Origin of the sequence: Streptomyces sp. DH-12 (assembly GCF_002899455.1) — a bacterium.
GTDB lineage: Bacteria > Actinomycetota > Actinomycetes > Streptomycetales > Streptomycetaceae > Streptomyces.
The window spans coordinates 3411857-3428174 of sequence record NZ_PPFB01000001.1; the positions used below are offsets into that span (position 1 = coordinate 3411857).

16 protein-coding genes are annotated in these 16318 nt (G+C 73.5%); 5 read left to right on the forward strand and 11 right to left on the reverse strand.

All coding sequences use genetic code 11. The features are described 5' to 3' along the window. Positions 1 to 160 precede the first annotated feature (160 nt). Positions 161 to 727, reverse strand: a complete 567-nt coding sequence (locus tag C1708_RS14105; RefSeq protein WP_106413005.1) for a helix-turn-helix domain-containing protein — start codon at positions 725 to 727, stop codon at positions 161 to 163. A gap of 68 nt (positions 728 to 795) precedes the next feature. Here C1708_RS14105 and C1708_RS14110 point away from each other — a divergent pair, with 68 nt between their 5' ends. From C1708_RS14110 to C1708_RS14120, 3 genes are read left to right on the forward strand one after another with little or no spacing between them, the layout of a single operon-like run. Then, positions 796 to 1509, forward strand: coding sequence for an AzlC family ABC transporter permease (locus C1708_RS14110; RefSeq protein ID WP_106413006.1), 714 nt, complete (start codon positions 796 to 798; stop codon positions 1507 to 1509). 14 nt (positions 1510 to 1523) lie between these two features. Continuing rightward, positions 1524 to 1820, forward strand: coding sequence for an AzlD domain-containing protein (locus C1708_RS14115; RefSeq protein ID WP_403548792.1), 297 nt, complete (start codon positions 1524 to 1526; stop codon positions 1818 to 1820). A gap of 50 nt (positions 1821 to 1870) precedes the next feature. Next, positions 1871 to 2554, forward strand: coding sequence for a class I SAM-dependent methyltransferase (locus tag C1708_RS14120; protein ID WP_106413008.1), 684 nt, complete (start codon positions 1871 to 1873; stop codon positions 2552 to 2554). 22 nt (positions 2555 to 2576) lie between these two features. Here the strand turns inward: C1708_RS14120 and C1708_RS14125 are convergent, their stop codons facing one another. Beyond that, positions 2577 to 4502: an AMP-dependent synthetase/ligase gene (locus tag C1708_RS14125; RefSeq protein WP_106413009.1), complete on the reverse strand. Its 1926-nt coding sequence runs from the start codon at positions 4500 to 4502 to the stop codon at positions 2577 to 2579. A gap of 241 nt (positions 4503 to 4743) precedes the next feature. After that, positions 4744 to 6030 (reverse strand): acetyl-CoA C-acetyltransferase, encoded by a 1287-nt coding sequence (locus C1708_RS14130; RefSeq protein WP_106416297.1) that lies wholly within the window; start codon positions 6028 to 6030, stop codon positions 4744 to 4746. A 100-nt stretch (positions 6031 to 6130) separates the two neighbouring features. On the opposite strand from C1708_RS14130, the gene C1708_RS14135 reads away from it, so the two are divergent. Together C1708_RS14135 and C1708_RS14140 are read left to right on the forward strand one after the other, a co-directional pair. After that, a complete protein-coding gene (locus tag C1708_RS14135) occupies positions 6131 to 7435 on the forward strand; it encodes a 3-oxoacyl-ACP reductase (RefSeq protein WP_106413010.1) in 1305 nt (434 codons plus the stop codon). Positions 7436 to 7440: 5 nt separating this feature from the next. Next, a complete protein-coding gene (locus tag C1708_RS14140; RefSeq protein ID WP_198602718.1) occupies positions 7441 to 8304 on the forward strand; it encodes a MaoC family dehydratase in 864 nt (287 codons plus the stop codon). A 109-nt stretch (positions 8305 to 8413) separates the two neighbouring features. Here C1708_RS14140 and C1708_RS14145 read toward each other — a convergent pair whose 3' ends face one another. The 8 genes from C1708_RS14145 to mqnE all read right to left on the reverse strand — a co-directional run bounded on the left by C1708_RS14145 (position 8414) and on the right by mqnE (position 16304). Further along, positions 8414 to 9115 (reverse strand): TetR/AcrR family transcriptional regulator, encoded by a 702-nt coding sequence (locus tag C1708_RS14145; protein ID WP_106413011.1) that lies wholly within the window; start codon positions 9113 to 9115, stop codon positions 8414 to 8416. Between the two features lie 23 nt (positions 9116 to 9138). Continuing rightward, complete coding sequence (locus tag C1708_RS14150; protein ID WP_106413012.1) at positions 9139 to 10464, reverse strand: SPFH domain-containing protein; 1326 nt, start codon at positions 10462 to 10464, stop codon at positions 9139 to 9141. After that, positions 10461 to 12155, reverse strand: a complete 1695-nt coding sequence (locus tag C1708_RS14155; protein WP_106413013.1) for an SPFH domain-containing protein — start codon at positions 12153 to 12155, stop codon at positions 10461 to 10463. Before C1708_RS14155 ends, C1708_RS14150 begins: the two co-directional genes overlap by 4 nt. A 165-nt stretch (positions 12156 to 12320) precedes the next feature. Next, positions 12321 to 13640: a dicarboxylate/amino acid:cation symporter gene (locus C1708_RS14160; protein ID WP_106413014.1), complete on the reverse strand. Its 1320-nt coding sequence runs from the start codon at positions 13638 to 13640 to the stop codon at positions 12321 to 12323. A gap of 58 nt (positions 13641 to 13698) precedes the next feature. Continuing rightward, positions 13699 to 13800, reverse strand: coding sequence for a putative leader peptide (locus C1708_RS35825; protein WP_342210895.1), 102 nt, complete (start codon positions 13798 to 13800; stop codon positions 13699 to 13701). 167 nt (positions 13801 to 13967) lie between these two features. After that, positions 13968 to 14285 (reverse strand): DUF4229 domain-containing protein, encoded by a 318-nt coding sequence (locus tag C1708_RS14165; protein WP_106413015.1) that lies wholly within the window; start codon positions 14283 to 14285, stop codon positions 13968 to 13970. A 130-nt stretch (positions 14286 to 14415) separates the two neighbouring features. After that, the gene (locus C1708_RS14170; protein WP_106413016.1) at positions 14416 to 14940 is read right to left on the reverse strand and encodes a GNAT family N-acetyltransferase; all 525 of its coding nucleotides are present in this window, start codon (positions 14938 to 14940) and stop codon (positions 14416 to 14418) included. Positions 14941 to 15140: 200 nt separating this feature from the next. Further along, on the reverse strand, positions 15141 to 16304 hold the full coding sequence (mqnE, locus tag C1708_RS14175; protein ID WP_106413017.1) for an aminofutalosine synthase MqnE: 1164 nt from the start codon (positions 16302 to 16304) through the stop codon (positions 15141 to 15143). Positions 16305 to 16318: the final 14 nt, after the last annotated feature.

Here is a 16318-nt window from a genome sequence, read left to right on the forward strand (position 1 = left end):
CTCGGGGAAAGCCCGGTGAATTCTCACTGAACGGCTCCCGAACCCGTACGGGGATCCCCCTCGGAACCGTACGGGAGCGCCCTCGGGGCGGTACGGGATCACCCCGGGCCTGCCCGAATGCGGGGAGAATTCGCCGCCCTGCGCGCCCCCGCACGCCCTCTCAGACGTGCTGCATGATCAGCAAGAATTTCGTGCCGGGCTCCAGCGCCTCGTAGCGGTGCGGCACGTCCCCGCGATACGCCATGTAGTCCCCGGCGCCGAGTTCCACCTGCTCGCCCTCGGGACCCGCCGTCACCCGTCCGGCGCTCACCACGATGTGCTCCACCGTCCCCGGAATGTGCGGGTCGGAGGCCCGGACCGTCCCCGGCTCCAGATCCACCGCGTAGAGGTCGCGCCGCGCGCCGGGAGGACTCGCCGACAACAGGGTGGCGACATAGCTGGACCGGTCCGAGCGCACGGTCGGCCCCTCTCCCGCCCTGATCACCTGCACGGCGGGCGCCGGGGGCTCCACCAGCGCGCTGAACGGCACGCCCAGCGCGACCGCCAGCGCCCACAGCGTCTCCATGCTCGGATTGCCGGCGGCCGACTCCAGCTGGGACAGCGTGGACTTGGCGATCCCGGCACGTTTGGCCAGCTCGGAGAGGGAGAGGCCGGCGCGGGTGCGTTCGCGGCGCAGGGCTGCGGCGATCCAGTCGAGGGGCAGGCGGGACGGCGTGCCGTCGGTCATGTCGTTCGCTCCAGAAGACTCTTTGTTCGGCTTGACGAACGCGGGGGCGTCTGTCCATTGTAGAAAACATGCGTTCGATAGAGCGAACACCCTCGTCCGGTCCCGGCCCGTCGGCCGTCGACGCCGGGCTGCTCAGGGACGTGTCCCTGGTGTGTCTCGCCGGAGGCGTCGTCGGCGTGTCGTTCGGGGCGATCGCGGTCGCCGGAGGGCTGCCCGTGTGGGTGCCGGTGGTGATGTCCCTGGTGGTGTACGCGGGCTCCGCCCAGTTCAGCGCGGTGGGTGTGCTGCTCGCGGGCGGCGGTCCGGTCGCGGCGGCGGTCACGGGGCTGCTGCTCAACACCCGCACGGCCGCGTTCAGCCTGGCGGTCGCCGAGCACATCGGGCGGACCCGGCTCGCCCGCCTGGTCGGGGCGCACCTGGTGACCGACGAGACCGTGGCCTTCACCCTCGCCCAGCGGGATCCGGCCCGCCGCCGGGCCGCCTTCTGGGTCTCGGGCGTCGGACTGTTCGCCGTGTGGAACGCCTGCGTGGCCGCGGGCGCCCTGGCCGGCGGCGCGCTGGGCGACACCGCCCGTTACGGCCTGGACGCGGCCTTCCCCGCCGCTCTGGTCGCCCTGGTCCTGCCCACCCTGCGTGAGGACGCCGGCGTCCGCCGGGCCGCCCTCGCCGGCGCCGTGCTCGCCCTGGCGCTCACCCCGGCCGTGCCGGCGGGCGTGCCCGTGCTCGCGGCGTCGGCGGGACTGCTGCTGCACGGGCACGGGCGGAAGGGGCGGCGGACGTGAGCGGGACAGCCGTGATGGTGCTCGTGCTGGCGGTGGGGACGTACGCCTTCCGGCTGGTGGGGCCCGTGCTGCACGGGCGGGTGGAGCTGCCGGACCGGGTGCGCGTGCTGCTGTCGGCCGGGGCGGTGGTGCTGCTGGTGGCGCTGCTGGCGACGGGGGCGCTGAGCGAGGGCGGGGAGTTCGCCGGGTGGGCGCGCCCGGCCGGGGTGGCCGTGGGCGGGGTGCTGGCGTGGCGCCGGGCGCCGTTCGCCGTGGTGGTGCTGGGCGCCGCGGCGGCGACGGCGGCGCTGCGGGCCGCCGGGGTGGCGTAGGGGACGCGGCACCCGACGGGTTGTCAGTGGCCCCCGGTAGCGTCCCGCCCATGACCACGAGCCGACCCGCGCACGCCGAGCAGCCGGAGCACGTCCGCGCCACCCGCGCCTTCTACGACGCGATCGCCGAGGACTACGCCGAGGCGTTCCGGGACCATCCCGCCGCCGCGCCGCTGGACCGGGCCGTGCTGACCGGTTTCGCCGAACTGGTCGGCGGGGGCGCGCCGGTGGCCGACGTGGGCTGCGGCCCGGGCCGGGTGACCGGGTTCCTCGCCTCGCTCGGCCTGGACGTCCACGGCGTCGACCTGTCGGAGTCGATGCTGGCCATCGCCCGCCGGGAGAACCCCGGACTGCGCTTCGCGCAGGGCTCGATGCTCGCCCTGGACCACCCCGACGGCTCCCTCGCCGGGCTCGTGTCCTGGTACTCCACCATCCACACGCCGCCGGAGGACCTGCCCGCCGTGTACGCCGAGTTCCGCCGGGTGCTGGCGCCCGGGGGCCATCTGCTGGTGGCGTTCCAGATGGGCGACGAGCCGCGCCGGCACGTGCGCCCCTGGGGTCACCCGGTCGCCCTCGACTTCCGGCGGATGCGGCCGGAGCGGATCGCGGGGCTGCTGGAGGCGGCCGGGTTCGCCCTGGTGCAGCGCACCGTCCGGGAGGCCGACACCCGGCGGGGCGAGCCCACCCCGCAGGCCTTCCTGATGGCCCGCGTGCCCGGCGAGGACCCCGCCTGACGTCCGGCTGCCCACCAGCGGTTCACTGCCCCCCGTACAGCGCCTCCACGTCGTCCGCGAAGTCCCGCAGGACCGCCTCGCGGCGCAGCTTCATCGACGGCGTCAGATGGCCGGACTCCTCGGTGAGGTCGACCGGGAGGACGGCGAAGCGGCGGATGGACTCCGGGCGGGACAGCATCTTGTTGGCCTCGTCGACGGCGCGCTGGAGGACCGCCCGCAGTTCCTCGTCGTCGACGAGGAGTTCCGCGGGGACGGGGTGCTTGCCGTTCATCCGGCGCCAGTGGGCGACGCCGTCGGGGTCGAGGGTGATCAGGGCGGTCACGTAGGGGCGGTGGTCGCCGAGGATCATCACCTGGGAGATCAGCGGGTGGGAGCGGAGCCAGTTCTCCAGCGGGGCCGGGGCGACGCTCTTGCCGCCCGCGGTGATGATCAGTTCCTTCTTGCGGCCGGTGATGGTCAGATAGCCCTCGTCGTCCAGCTCGCCGAGGTCGCCGGTGGCGAACCAGCCGTCCCGGGTGGCGGGCACGACCCCGCCCGCCTGCGGGCTCCAGTAGCCGCGCAGCACGTGCTCGCCCGCGACCAGGACCTCGCCGTCCGCCGCGATGCGGATCCTCGTGCCGGGCAGCGGCCAGCCGACGGTGCCCAGGCGGGGCTTCAGCGGGGGCGTCACGGTCGAGGCGCCGGTGGTCTCGGTGAGGCCGTAGCCCTCGAAGATCTCGATGCCGGCCCCGGCGTAGAAGGCGGCCAGGCGGCGGCCCAGCGGGGAGCCGCCGCAGATGGCGTAGCGGACCCTGCCGCCCATGGCGTTGCGGATCCTCCGGTAGACCAGCGGGTCGTAGAAGGCGCGGGCCGTCCGGAGGGAGCGGGAGGGGCCGTCGCCGGCGCCGGTCCGCCGGGCCTCCAGGGCCTCGCCGTAGCGGCGGGCCACCGTGGCCGCGCGGTCGAAGGCGGACTGCCGGCCGCCCGCCTCGGCCTTGGCGCGGGCGGTGTTGAAGACCTTCTCCAGCATGTACGGGATGGTGAGCAGGCAGGTGGGGCGGAAGCTCGCCAGGTCCGGCAGCAGGTCCTCGGCGGCCAGGCTGGGCGCGTGCCCGAGCCGCACCCGGGCGCGCACGCAGGCCACGGCGACCATGCGGCCGAAGACGTGGGACAGGGGGAGGAAGAGCAGGACGGACGCCTCGTCGTCCGTGCGGTCCCGGAAGACGGGGTAGAGCAGCTCGACGGCGTTGTCCACCTCGGCGAGGAAGTTGCCGTGGGTGAGGGCGCAGCCCTTGGGGCGGCCGGTGGTGCCGGAGGTGTGGACGAGGGTGGCGAGGGTGTCGGGGCCGAGCATGCCCCGGCGCACCTCGATCTCGTGGTCGGGTATGCGGGCTCCGGCGTCCGCGAGGGCGTCGACGTGGCCCTTCTCCATGACCCACACGTGCCGCAGGTCGGGCAGGTGCGGCAGTTCCGGGCCGAGGGCGGCGGCCTGGGCGGCGGTCTCGGTGATCACGGCGACGGCGCCGGAGTCCTGGAGGATCCAGCGCGTCTGGTAGGCGGACGAGGTGGGGTAGACGGGGACGGTGACCAGGCCGGCGGCCCAGGCGGCGAAGTCGAGGAGGGTCCACTCGTAGACCGTGCGGGCCATGACGGCGATCCGGTCGCCGGGCGCCAGCCCTTCGGTGACGAGTCCCTTGGCGGCGGCGAGGACCTCGGCGGCGAACCGTTCCGCCGTGACGTCGTGCCAGGAGCCGTCCGCGGTCTTCCGGCTGAGCACGACGTCCCCGGGCGCGGTGCTCGCGTTCTCGAACGGCAGGTCGGCGAGGGAGCCGTGCCGCACCGGCCGCGCGAACGGCGGCACGGAGGCCTCCCGGACGATCCCGTCCAGCTGGCGGATGGCCGGCGGGACGAGGACGGGCGCCCCGTGGACGTCGGCGTCGAGAGCGGTGGCGTGGTGCGGGGAGGACACGGGCGGCTCCTGGGGCGTGCAGGCGAACTGCGGGGGCTCCGGCGTACGTGCCGCGCACGCCGGGGCGCTCACCGGCGGCGTCCGCGGCTCGGGACGCCGCCGGCCGGTGCGGGGATCGTACGGCTCCGGCGTGAGGGGTTCGTGCCGGTTCGGGGGTGGACCGGGACCGAGCGTGTGCAGTGTCGGCGGTTACGCGAGGGTCACCCGGGTACGCCCCCGTCCGGGGCCGGGACGCCCCCGCTCAGGGCCGTTCCAGGACGGCCGTGACACCCTGCCCGCCGGCCGCGCAGATCGAGATCAGCCCGCGGCCGGGGGCGTCCCGCTCGGCGAGGAGCTTGGCGAGGGTGGCCACGATGCGGGCGCCGGTGGCGGCGAAGGGGTGGCCGGTGGCGAGCGAGGAACCGGCCACGTTCAGCCGGGACCGGTCGACGGGCGGCAGGCCGCGCTTCTCCCAGGCGGCCAGGGTGGCCAGCACCTGGGAGGCGAACGCCTCGTGCACCTCGATCAGGTCGAAGTCCCCGAGGTCCAGCCCGGCCCGCTCCAGCATGCGCGGGACGGCATGGGCGGGCGCCATCAGCAGGCCGTCCTCGCCGTCGGCGACGTCGCCGTGCACGAAGTCGACGGCGGCGGTCTCGTACGCGGTGAGGTGGGCCAGCGGCTCCAGACCGCGCTCCTCGGCCCACTCCTCGCTCGCCAGCAGGACGACGGCGGCGCCGTCGGTGAGCGGGGTCGAGTTGCCCGCCGTCATGGTGGGTTCGGGCCCGTCCAGGCCGAACACCGGCTTGAGCGTGGCGAGTTTCTCCACCGTGGAGCCGGGGCGCAGGTTCTGGTCGCGGGCCAGGCCGCGGAAGGGCACCACCAGGTCCTGGAAGAAGCCGCGTTCGTACGCGGCGGCGAGCCGCTGGTGGCTGGTCGCGGCCAGTTCGTCCTGGGCCTCGCGGGTGATGCCCCAGGCGCGGGCGGTGACAGCCGCGTGCTCGCCCATGGACAGCCCGGTGCGCGGTTCGGCGTTGCGCGGGATGTCGGGGACGAGGTGGCCGGGGCGCACCTTGGCGAGCGCCTTGAGGCGGGCGCCGAGCGACGTCGCGCGGCGCGCCTCCAACAGCACCTTGCGCAGGGCGTCGTTGACGCCGAGGGGCGCGTCGCTCGCGGTGTCGGAACCGCCGGCGACCGCGGCCTCGGTCTGGCCGAGGGCGATCTTGTTGGCGGCGGCGACGACCGCCTGGAGTCCGGTGCCGCAGGCCTGCTGGATGTCGTAGGCGGGGGTGCGGGGGTCGAGGCGGGAGCCGAGGACGGTCTCGCGGGCGAGGTTGAAGTCGCGGCTGTGCTTGAGGACCGCGCCGGCGACGAACTCGCCCACCGCGCCCGGATCTTCGAGCCCGTACCGCTCGACGAGGCCGTCCAGGGCGGCGGTGAGCATCTCCTGGTTGGAGGCGGTGGCGTAGGGCCCGTCGGAGCGGGCGAACGGGACGCGGCTGCCGCCGATGACCGCGACACGCCGGGCCGCTGCCGGTTTCAAGGTGCTCATCTCGACCTGCTCCTCCACCGTGACATAGGCTTACCTCCAGTAACCTTACTCCAGAGTAAGCACCGAGTGAGCCCCTCGTCCGCACACCTGGGAGTCCCCGATGGCCGACCGCTACCTGAGCTTCACCGGCACCGCGCCGGGCCGCTTCCTCACGCGCCGCCTGGGGCTGCCCCGGCCCGCCCCGCTGCGCCGCTGGTCACCGGAGCGCCCGGCACTGGACGGCGGGCTGCTCCACCTCACCGCGGGCGCCTCCCGCCTCGACCTCGCCCCCGTCCTCGCCCGCACCGGACCCGGCCCGGACGACGCCGGCCGGCCCGCCGCGGTCGTCCTGGACGCCACCGGGGTACGCACCGTCGAGGACCTCGACGGGGTGCACGCCGCCCTGCACCCCGTCGTCCGGTCCGTCGCCGAGAGCGGCCGGATCGTCGTGCTCGGTGCCCCCCTCGACGCCGCCGACCACCACCAGGCCGCCGCCCAGCAGGCGCTGGAGGGGTTCACCCGCTCCCTCGGCAAAGAGATCGGCGGCGGCAGGACCGTCAACCTCGTCCGCCTCACCGACGCCCACGCCGCCGAGTCCACCCTGCGCTTCCTGCTCTCCCCCAAGTCCGCCTACGTCAGCGGCCAGGTCATCGCCGTCGGCGACCGGGAGAGCCCCGCCCCCGAGGACGCCGACCGCCCCCTGGCCGGCCGCACCGCCCTGGTCACCGGCGCCGCGCGGGGCATCGGCGAGGCCGTCGCCGGGACCCTGGCCCGGGACGGCGCCGAGGTGGTCGTCCTCGACGTCCCGCAGGCCGAGCAGGACGCCCGCCGGGTCGCCGAACGCATCGGCGGCAGCGTGCTGCTGCTCGACATGACCGCCGCCGACGCGGGCGCCCGCATCGCCGGGGCGCTCCCCGGCGGGCTGGACGTGCTCGTCCACAACGCGGGCGTCACCCGCGACCGCCGCCTGGTCAACATGCCGAAGGACCGCTGGAGTTCCGTGCTGGAGGTGAACCTGGCGAGCGTGCTGCGCACCACCGACGCGCTGCTGGGGGCCGGGGCGCTGCGCCGCGACGGCCGGATCGTCGCCACCGCCTCCATCGCGGGCATCGCCGGGAACGCCGGCCAGACCAACTACGGCGCGAGCAAGGCGGGCGTCACCGGCTTCGTCCGCGCCCTGGCGCCCCGGGCGCTCGCCGAGCACGGGGTGACGGTGAACGCGGTCGCGCCCGGCTTCATCGAGACGAAGATGACGGCCGCCGTCCCCCTCTTCATCCGGGAGGCCGGACGCCGGATGAACTCCCTCGCCCAGGGCGGCCTGCCCGTCGACGTCGCCGAGACCACCGCCTGGTTCGCCCACCCCGGCTCGGGCGCGGTCAACGGCCAGGTCGTGCGCGTCTGCGGCCAGAGCCTGCTGGGGGCGTGACCGCCGTGACAGCGACCCCGCCGGAGCAGGCCGAGGCCGTGCTCTCCCGCACCCCGTCCCTCCCCCCGCTGCTCGCCCGCGGCGCGGTCCTGTCGCCCTTCCGGCGCCCGGACCCCGCCGCCGCGCACCCCCGCACCCGGCTGGTCCTTCCGGGCCTGCGCCCCGACCCCGCCAGGCTCGCCGCGTACGCGCGGGTGTGCGGCTTCCCGGCCACCGCGGACACCCTGCCGGTGACGTATCCCCACGTGCTGGGCTTCCCGCTGGCGATGCGGCTGATGAGCGCGCGGGACTTCCCCCTCCCGCTGCTCGGCCTCGTGCACACGTCGATCGGCATCACCCGGCACCGCGCGACCCCGTCCACCGCCTGCTACGACCTCACCGTGCACGTCGACGGGCTGGCCCCGCACCGGCGCGGCACCGAGGCCGCCGTGGTCACGGAACTGCGCGCCGACGGCGGCCTCGTGTGGGAGTCGCGCAGCACCTACCTCGCCCGGCACCGCACCGCCGCCGCGCCCCCGGAGGAGCCGGCGCGGACGGAGGAGCCCGAGCTGCCCGCCGTCGAGGAGTGGCGGCTCCCCGGCGACCTGGGCCGCCGCTACGGCGCCGCGTCCGGCGACCGCAACCCGATCCACCTGCATCCGCTCACCGCACGCCTCTTCGGCTTCCCCCGCGCCATCGCGCACGGCATGTGGACCGTCGCCCGCTGCCTCGCCGCCCACGGCACCCCGGACGCGGCCGAGGTACGGGCCGGCTTCCGGGCGCCGGTGCTGCTGCCCGGCACGGTGACGTACGCGGCGCACGGCGGGCGGTTCGCCCTGCGCGGGGGCCGCGGCAGGGTTCACCTCACCGGTGAGGTACGCCCGCTCTGACGCCGTCCGCGGCCCCTTGCGCGGGGGCCGCGGACGGATCCGCCTCGCCGGTCGGGTCCGCCCGCGCTGACGCCGGCCGCGTCATCCTGCGCGGGGGAAGGACGGCCACTCACCTCACCGGCGGGGCGACCGCACTCCGGGCCTCCGGAGCGTCCCCGTCCCCGGTGTCGTCATCGGGTGGCGTCCAGTGGCGTCCGGCCATCAGGTCGCCCAGCCCGGCCCACGCGAAGTTCATCAGCGTCGTGGCCGCCTGCCGGGCGGTGACGCCGGGGGTGGCGTTGGCCCAGTCGGCGAGCGACTCGGCGGCCCCGACCAGCGCCTCCGCCAGCCCGGAGATCTCCGCCTCCCGCGGGTCGGGGTCCCGGTGGGCCTCCCGCGCGGCGGCCAGGATGAGCTGCGTCACGAACGCGACGATCTCCGCGCGCATCTCGGCCACCTCGGCGGCGAACACCTCACCGTGGGTGCGCGCCTGGAGGTGCAGCACCGCCCAGCCGTCGGGGTGCCGGGCGGTGTGCGTGAAGAACGCGGTCAGGCCCGACCAGAGCTGCCGGTCCGCCGGCAGCTCGGGCCGGGCCCCCGCGCGCACCGCCTCGGTGAGCGCCCTGGCCTCCCGCCGGATGCACGCGGTGAACAGGTCCTCCTTGGAGTTGAGGTACAGGTACACCAACGGCTTGGACACGCCCGCCAGTTCGGCGATCTCGTCCATCGACGCGGCCATGTACCCCCGGTGTCCGAAGGTGCGTACGGCTGCGTCCAGCATCTGCTGTTCACGGACCGCACGCGGCATCCGCTTCGTCTTCACGGCACCCATGGGACACAGCGTACGGTCCGCCGCTACCGCGGGTCGTGGCCGCCGTCCTCGGCCTGCCGGACCGGACCGCCGGCCGGCGCCCGGTCGCCCGAGGTGAGCCGGGGCAGCAGCTGCGCGGTGAACAGCGTCGACAGCGCCGAGGTGTCGGTGCCGCCGTCGGTGCGCACCACCACCGGACGCGGCGCCTTCCCGGCCAGCCGGGAGCCCACCTCCAGCCGCCTGCGGGCCAGCTCGTACTGGAGCACCGCGCGGTTGTCCCGGTACGCCTGGGCGAGCGCCTGCTGGGCGCGGGCCTCGTTCTCGGCGGCGATGAGACCGCTGCGGCCGCGCGTCTCGATCTCGAAGCGCACCCGCTGGGCCTCGGTCTCCTGCCGCTCCAGCAGCTGGGCGACCTCCTCGCGGGCCCGGTTCAGCGCCGCCCGCACCTCGACGATCCGGGCGTCACGGATCTTCTTGGCCCGCTCGATGTCCATGCCCAGGCTGTCGATGCGGCGCTTGCGGATCAGGCCCCACTCCTGCTCGTAGGCGGTCCGCTCCTTGGCGACCTGCTCACGGGTGGCCAGGTGCTGCTGGTACTGCGCCGGCAGCTGCACGTCGGGGATGTTGCAGCCGGTGATCCGCACGCCGTAGCGGTCCAGCTGACGGTTGAGCAGGTCCTGCATGTCGGCGACGTCCGAGCCGCGCAGGTCGTAGGCGCGCTCGGTGCGCACCCTGCGGGCCCGCTGCCGGATCGCGTCCTGCACGGCGCTGGACAGCACCAGGTCGAAGTTGCCCGCGCCGATGGTGCGGACGAACAGCACCGCGTCGGTGATGCGGAACTTCAGGAAGAACTCGATCGAGCGCAGCGGCACGTTCTCCTGCGTGGGGCAGGCCATGACGGGCGCCGAGTACGGGATCTCGGTGGCCGTGTCGACGACGAAGTCGACCCGTGACCAGGGGTGCCACAGGTAGTGCCGGCCCGCGTCCAGGGTGCGCACGACGGCCCCGTACCGGGTGAGCACCCCGTGGGTGCCCTGCTCGATCTCGACGATCGAGGAGCGCCACCACCACAGGCCGCCGATCGCCGGCAGCAGCACGCCGACGACGTAGGAGAAGGTGGCCAGCGCGCCGGCGGCCATGCCGCCGAGCCCGTCGGAGCCGGACTCCCGCAGCGTCAGCATCACACCCGTCAGCAGGGCGTAGCCGCCGGCCCAGAACGGCAGCATCCACCACAGGCGGCGGCGGTGCCTGGGGATGATGACCGGCAGCAGGGTGCCGGCCTCGCCGCCGCGCAGCAGGCGGGCGATGTCGCCCCAGGGCGCGACGGCCTCGGAGATGACCGAACGACGGTGACTGCGGACGGAACTCACGGCTGGACCTCCTCGGCGGACCCGGACTCGTCGCCTGCTGCGGCGCCCTCGGGCGCATCGTTCGTGACGCCCTCGGCGGGCTCGTCGGGCATCTGCGGCACGACGGTCGGCCGCTCGGCCTCCAGCAGCGCGGCGATCTCCTCCTCACGGGAGGCGATCCGCTCGGACACCTCCGCCAGCCGCTCCCGCACGGCGGCCATCTCCGCGTCGCCGAACAGCTCCGCGCCGCGCTCGCCGACCAGCTCGCGCGCCAGCTCCAGGAAGTCGATCCCGGCGGCCCCGTCGCCGTCGCCGCCGCCGATGCGCACCAGCCGGGGCAGATGGTCGGCGACCTGCTCCAGAGTGTCGAGCACCTGCTGCCGGTAGCGGTACTCCAGGATCTCCGGGGCCTGCGCGGCGGTCACCGCGCGGATGTCGAGGGCCTGCGCCTCCAGCAACGCCGCGTTGGCCTTGGCCTCCGACTCGGCCTGCACGTAGCGCTGGCGGGCGAGGGCCTCGGCGCGGTTGGTCTCGCGCTCCACGGCGGTGTCCATCTGCGCCTGGTACTGGGCGATGTCGGCCTGGATCGCGGACAGCGTCTCCTGGCTGGAGGCGAGCTCGCGGTTCAGGTCGCCCTCGTCCTGCTCCTTGCGCAACTGCAGCGCGTACTCGTGCGTGTACGCCTCCTTGGCCATGCGCACCATCTCGGGCGCGGCCAGGTCCATCCGGTAGCGGCGGTCCGCGGGCTCGGCGTGGGTGATGTTGGCGTTGGTCAGCTCCACGGCCGGGCGGAACTGCTGGTTGAGCTGCTCCAGCAGCCGCCCGCTGTCCTCGCCGACCATGTCGTAGATGCCGGCCGCCTCCTGCTCGTAGATCAGGCTGCGGATGGTCTCGCTGACCGCGTTGCCCAGCTTCTCCTCGAAGCCGCGCACCGCGCCGAGCGTGTAGACGAACTCCACCGGGTCGCTGATCCGGAACTGGATGAACAGGTCGATGGACGCCTTCACACCGCCCTTGGTGGGGGCCTCCCGCACCGGCGCGTTGAACGGGTACTCGCGGGTGGTGTTGACGATGTACGACACCCGCTTCCACGGACTGATCAGAGTGACCCGGCCCGGCCCGACGACCTTCTCCAGCTTGCCGAAGCGGGTGATCATCGCCTGGCACCCGTCCGGCACCATGACCAGACCCTGCCGCCACCACACGAACGCGACGGCGGCCACCGCGATCACCCAGTAGTGCAGCCCGAACAGCGGCTGGGTCGCGCTCCAGCCGCCGGCCGCGGACACGACCGCCGTGCCGATCAGCCCGATCACCAGCAGCGACAGGACCGGCAGCATGGACAGCAGGGAACGGCCCTTGGGCATCACCATCGGGTAGATGGCGTGCACCGCCTCGCCGTCCTCCCGCAGCTGCTCGCTGCGGCTCAGCGCCTCGCCGGCCTCGTCCAGCGCCACGGTCTTCTGCCGCATCACGGTGTCGACGGAGCTGCCGTCCTGCTCCCGGGCGGCCGGGAAGTCGGCCGGGTCCATGCCCTCGCCCGTCTCGAACCGCTCGTCCTCGCCCGTGGCCCCGCGCGTGCCGGCCGACGGCGGCGTACCGCCGCCTCCGGTGCGGCGGTGCAGTTCCTCACGGGCCGCGGCGCGCGGATCCGCGCCGCCGATGACCGACTGTGCGACGTTGCGTAGGCTCTGCGCCCGCGTACGCGCCACGGGGTCCCCCTTCGCCTGTGGTGCCGTCCCCGCGCTGGACCGCGGGGAATCGTGTGGTCCGGTGATCACACACCACGAAGGCGGACACGCGGAAGGGGCGCACCCCAGCAACGGTCACCCGTGTCTCGTTGCCGGGATGCGCCCCTCGGCGCGGTCGCGAAGGCGTCAGGCCGCCGCGGTGACCGGACGGCGGTCCTCCGCCTCGGGGGCCTCGTCGACCGGGGAGGCGTGCACGGAGTCGTACGCCTGACGGTCGAGCAGGCCCTCACGGGCGGAGACGACGACCGGGACGAGGGCCTGTCCCGCGACGTTCGTCGCCGTGCGGATCATGTCCAGGATCGGGTCGATGGCGAGCAGCAGGCCCACGCCCTCCATCGGCAGGCCGAGGGTGGACAGGGTGAGGGTCAGCATGACCGTCGCGCCGGTGAGACCGGCCGTGGCGGCGGAGCCCACCACCGAGACGAACGCGATCAGCAGGTAGTCGCCGACGCCGAGCGGGACGTCGAAGATCTGCGCGACGAAGATCGCGGCGATGGCCGGGTAGATCGCGGCGCAGCCGTCCATCTTCGTGGTCGCGCCGAACGGCACGGCGAAGCTCGCGTACTCCTTGGGCACGCCCAGGCGCTCGGTGACCTTCTGGGTGAGCGGCATGGTGCCGACGGAGGAGCGGGAGACGAAGGCCAGCTGGATCGCGGGCCAGGCGCCCTTGAAGAACTGCACCGGGTTGACCTTGGCGACCGTCGCCAGCAGCGCCGGGTAGACGCCGAAGAGGACGATGAGGCAGCCGACGTAGATGTCGGCGGTGAAGGTGGCGTACTGGCCGATCAGGTTCCAGCCGTAGGTGGCGATGGCGTTGCCGATGAGGCCGACGGTGCCGATCGGGGCCAGGCGGATGACCCACCACAGCGCCTTCTGCAGCAGCTCCAGGACGGACTCGCTGAGGGTGAGGATCGGCTGGGCCTTCTCACCGAGCTGCAGGGCGGCGATGCCGGCCACGACGGCCATGAAGACGATCTGCAGCACGTTCAGCTCGGTGAACGGCGTGATCACGTCGGTCGGCACGATGCCGGTGAGGAAGTCGATCCAGGAGCCGGTCTTCTCCGGGGTCCCGCCGTCGGCCGGGGTGAGGCCGGTGCCCGCGCCGGGGTCGGTGACCAGGCCGATGACCAGACCGATCGCCACCGCGATCAGCGAGGTGACCATGAACCACAGGAGGGTCCGCGAGGCCAGCCGGGCCGCGTTGTTGACCTTCCTGAGGTTGGTGATGGAGACGAGGATCGCGAAGAAGACCAGCGGGGCGACGGCCAGCTTCAGCAGGCCGATGAAGGTGCCGCCGACCTTCTCCAGGGTGGTGACCAGCCAGGACAGGTCCTGGCTGCGGGCGAGCCAGCCGAGCAGGACGCCCAGGGCGAGGCCGATGAGTATCTGGGCCCAGAAGGGCACGCGGACGGACCGCTTCAACTGCGTGTTCGAGGACACGGACATGCTCCGGTGAGGGGGACGCGTGAGGGATGTGACGAGGGACTCGGGGGGTGGCGCGGCGTCAGGGCTGACAGTTCGCGGTGGTGACCCGGCAGAGGTCCACGTGCAGGCGCGCCACGAGCGGAACACTCCGGGGCGTGGGGAACACGGCTGCTGACTTCACCCGACGACCGTAACACCTGAACTTTGGGAACCTCAAAGTCTTTCTTTGAAAGGCGTGACGGCGAACACACGCATAGAACGCAAAGCGCCCCGGTGTCCCTGGCGAGAGGGAGTCCGGGGCGCCGGCGTGCGGTGCGCGGGTGTGAGGGACGTTACGGCGTCACGGCGTCACGAGGTCTGCGCCTGGCCCGGGGCCTGGCCCTGGGCGCGGGCCGTGTCGTCGGCCGCGTCCTCCTGGGAGCGGTTGGCCTCCAGGTCGGCCTTGGCGCGCTGCATGCGGCGCACGATCCGCTCCGAGGCCCGGTCCCGTTCCTTGCGGAGCACGACGAGGCTGATCGGCGCGGAGATCAGCAGCGCGAGCAGCACGATCCACAGACCGTTGGAGTCGCCGAGACCGCGCGGCGCGAGACCCGAGTAGACGAGGGCCCAGACGACCACGAGGCAGCCCGCGAAGATCCCGAGGCGCATCAGCGTGTAGCGGAGCATCTCATCCACTCTTCCGTGCGTACGGTCAGAAACATCCCGTAAGGGGACGACGTCCAGTGAAGCACGACCGGCGGCCGATCTTTCAGCGGGGTGCGGGGGCGGTACGGGGCGGTGGAGGCCCGTACGGGTCTCACGTCAGCGTGAGCAGCATGATCACGTCGTCGCGGTCGTCGCCGGGCGCCACGCGGATCGCGCCCGGGACCCGGCCGACCTCCTTGTAGCCGCAGGAGGCGTAGAAGTGCTCCAGGCCGAGACCGCCGCGGCAGCCGAGGCGGATCGCCTGCACGCCGTCCATCGTGCGGGCGGTCCGCTCGGCCTCGGCGAGCAGGTCACGGCCGTAGCCCTTGCCCTGGTGGCGGGGGTGGACCATCACCGTGTAGAGCCAGATCCAGTGGGTCATCAGGGGGTGGTCGTTCCGGGTGAGGAACGCCGTCGCGGCGGCCCGGCCCTCCTCGTCGTGCCCCACGACCAGCCGGGAGCGCCCCTGCGCCATGTCGGCGAACTGCCGCAGCAGGCCGGGGCGGATGTCCTCCCGCGTCACCGGCGGCACGTACCCGACGGCTCCGCCGGCGTTGGAGACGTCGGTCCAGAGGGTGAGGATGCCGTCGCGGAGGGCGGGGGTGACGTCGGGGTCCACAGTGAAAGTAAGGGGCATTGTGCGATGCTAGCCCTTACCCCCGCAGGACCGCAGTCGAATTCCGGCGGCCACCGCCGCAGGGGTTACGGCACCGACCCGGGTGCGGGTCGTCATGGGCCGGTCGCGCAGTTCCCCGCGCCCTTTTGGGGCGCGGGGAACTGCGCGACCGGCCCACCACTCCGCCGCGGACGGCGACGGCCGGAACCCCCTGACGGGAGTCAGACCCGCATCGGCTGGGGCGACTCGCGGCGGGCCGGGTCCGGGCCCTCGTACTCGCGGATGATCTCGTACCGGGTGTTCCGCTCCACGGGCCGGAACCCCGCGTCCCGGATCAGGTCCAGCAGATCCTCGCGCGTCAGCTTGTTCGGCGTGCCGAAGTTGTCCGCGTCATGCGTGATCTTGTACTCGACCACCGACCCGTCCATGTCGTCCGCCCCGTGCTGCAGCGCCAGCTGCGCCGTCTGCACGCCGTGCATCACCCAGAACACCTTGACGTGCGGCACGTTGTCGAACAGCAGCCGCGACACCGCGAAGGTCTTCAGCGCCTCCGCCCCCGTCGCCATCTGCGTCCGCGCCTGCAGCCGGTTGCGGATCTTGCCGTCCTTCATGTCCACGAAGTCGTGCTGGTACCGCAGCGGGATGAAGACCTGGAAGCCGCCGGTCTCGTCCTGCAGCTCCCGCAGCCGCAGCACGTGGTCCACGCGGTGGCGCGGCTCCTCGATGTGGCCGTAGAGCATGGTGCACGGGGTCTTCAGGCCCTTCTCGTGCGCCAGCCGGTGGATGCGGGACCAGTCCTCCCAGTGGGTGTCGTGGTCCACGATGTGCTGCCGGACCTCCCAGTCGAAGATCTCGGCGCCGCCGCCGGTGAGCGACTCGAGCCCCGCGTCGATGAGTTCGTCGAGGATCTCGCTCGCGCCGAGCCCCGAGATCGTCTCGAAGTGGTGGATCTCCGTGGCGGTGAACGCCTTCAGCGACACCTCCGGCAGCGCCGCCTTCAGCTCCCGCAGCGACCGCGGGTAGTAGCGCCACGGCAGGTTCGGGTGGAGCCCGTTGACGATGTGCAGCTCGGTGAGGTTCTCCGACCGCATCTCCTCGGCGAGCTTCACCGCCTCCTCGATGCGCATCGTGTACGCGTCCTTCTCCCCCGGCTTGCGCTGGAAGGAGCAGTACGCGCACGACGCCGTGCACACGTTGGTCATGTTGAGGTGGCGGTTGACGTTGAAGTGCACGACGTCGCCGTTGAGGCGCGTGCGCACCTCGTGCGCCAGTCCGCCCAGCCATGCCAGGTCGTCCGACTCGTAGAGCGCGATGCCGTCCTCGCGGGTCAGCCGCTCACCGGAGCGGACCTTCTCCTCCAGCTCGCGCTTGAGCCCGACGTCCATGCCGTTACCTCTTT

Bases quoted from the DNA above. Each gene is read 5' to 3' on its own strand.
- C1708_RS14105 (WP_106413005.1), bottom strand. From the start codon at position 727: ATGACCGACGGCACGCCGTCCCGCCTGCCCCTCGACTGGATCGCCGCA.
- C1708_RS14165 (WP_106413015.1), bottom strand. From the start codon at position 14,285: ATGCTCCGCTACACGCTGATGCGCCTCGGGATCTTCGCGGGCTGCCTC.
- C1708_RS14120 (WP_106413008.1), top strand. From the start codon at position 1,871: ATGACCACGAGCCGACCCGCGCACGCCGAGCAGCCGGAGCACGTCCGC.
- C1708_RS14145 (WP_106413011.1), bottom strand. From the start codon at position 9,115: ATGGGTGCCGTGAAGACGAAGCGGATGCCGCGTGCGGTCCGTGAACAG.
- C1708_RS14170 (WP_106413016.1), bottom strand. From the start codon at position 14,940: ATGCCCCTTACTTTCACTGTGGACCCCGACGTCACCCCCGCCCTCCGC.
- mqnE (WP_106413017.1), bottom strand. From the start codon at position 16,304: ATGGACGTCGGGCTCAAGCGCGAGCTGGAGGAGAAGGTCCGCTCCGGT.
- C1708_RS14115 (WP_403548792.1), top strand. From the start codon at position 1,524: ATGGTGCTCGTGCTGGCGGTGGGGACGTACGCCTTCCGGCTGGTGGGG.
- C1708_RS14130 (WP_106416297.1), bottom strand. From the start codon at position 6,030: ATGAGCACCTTGAAACCGGCAGCGGCCCGGCGTGTCGCGGTCATCGGC.
- C1708_RS14135 (WP_106413010.1), top strand. From the start codon at position 6,131: ATGGCCGACCGCTACCTGAGCTTCACCGGCACCGCGCCGGGCCGCTTC.
- C1708_RS14110 (WP_106413006.1), top strand. From the start codon at position 796: ATGCGTTCGATAGAGCGAACACCCTCGTCCGGTCCCGGCCCGTCGGCC.
- C1708_RS14160 (WP_106413014.1), bottom strand. From the start codon at position 13,640: ATGTCCGTGTCCTCGAACACGCAGTTGAAGCGGTCCGTCCGCGTGCCC.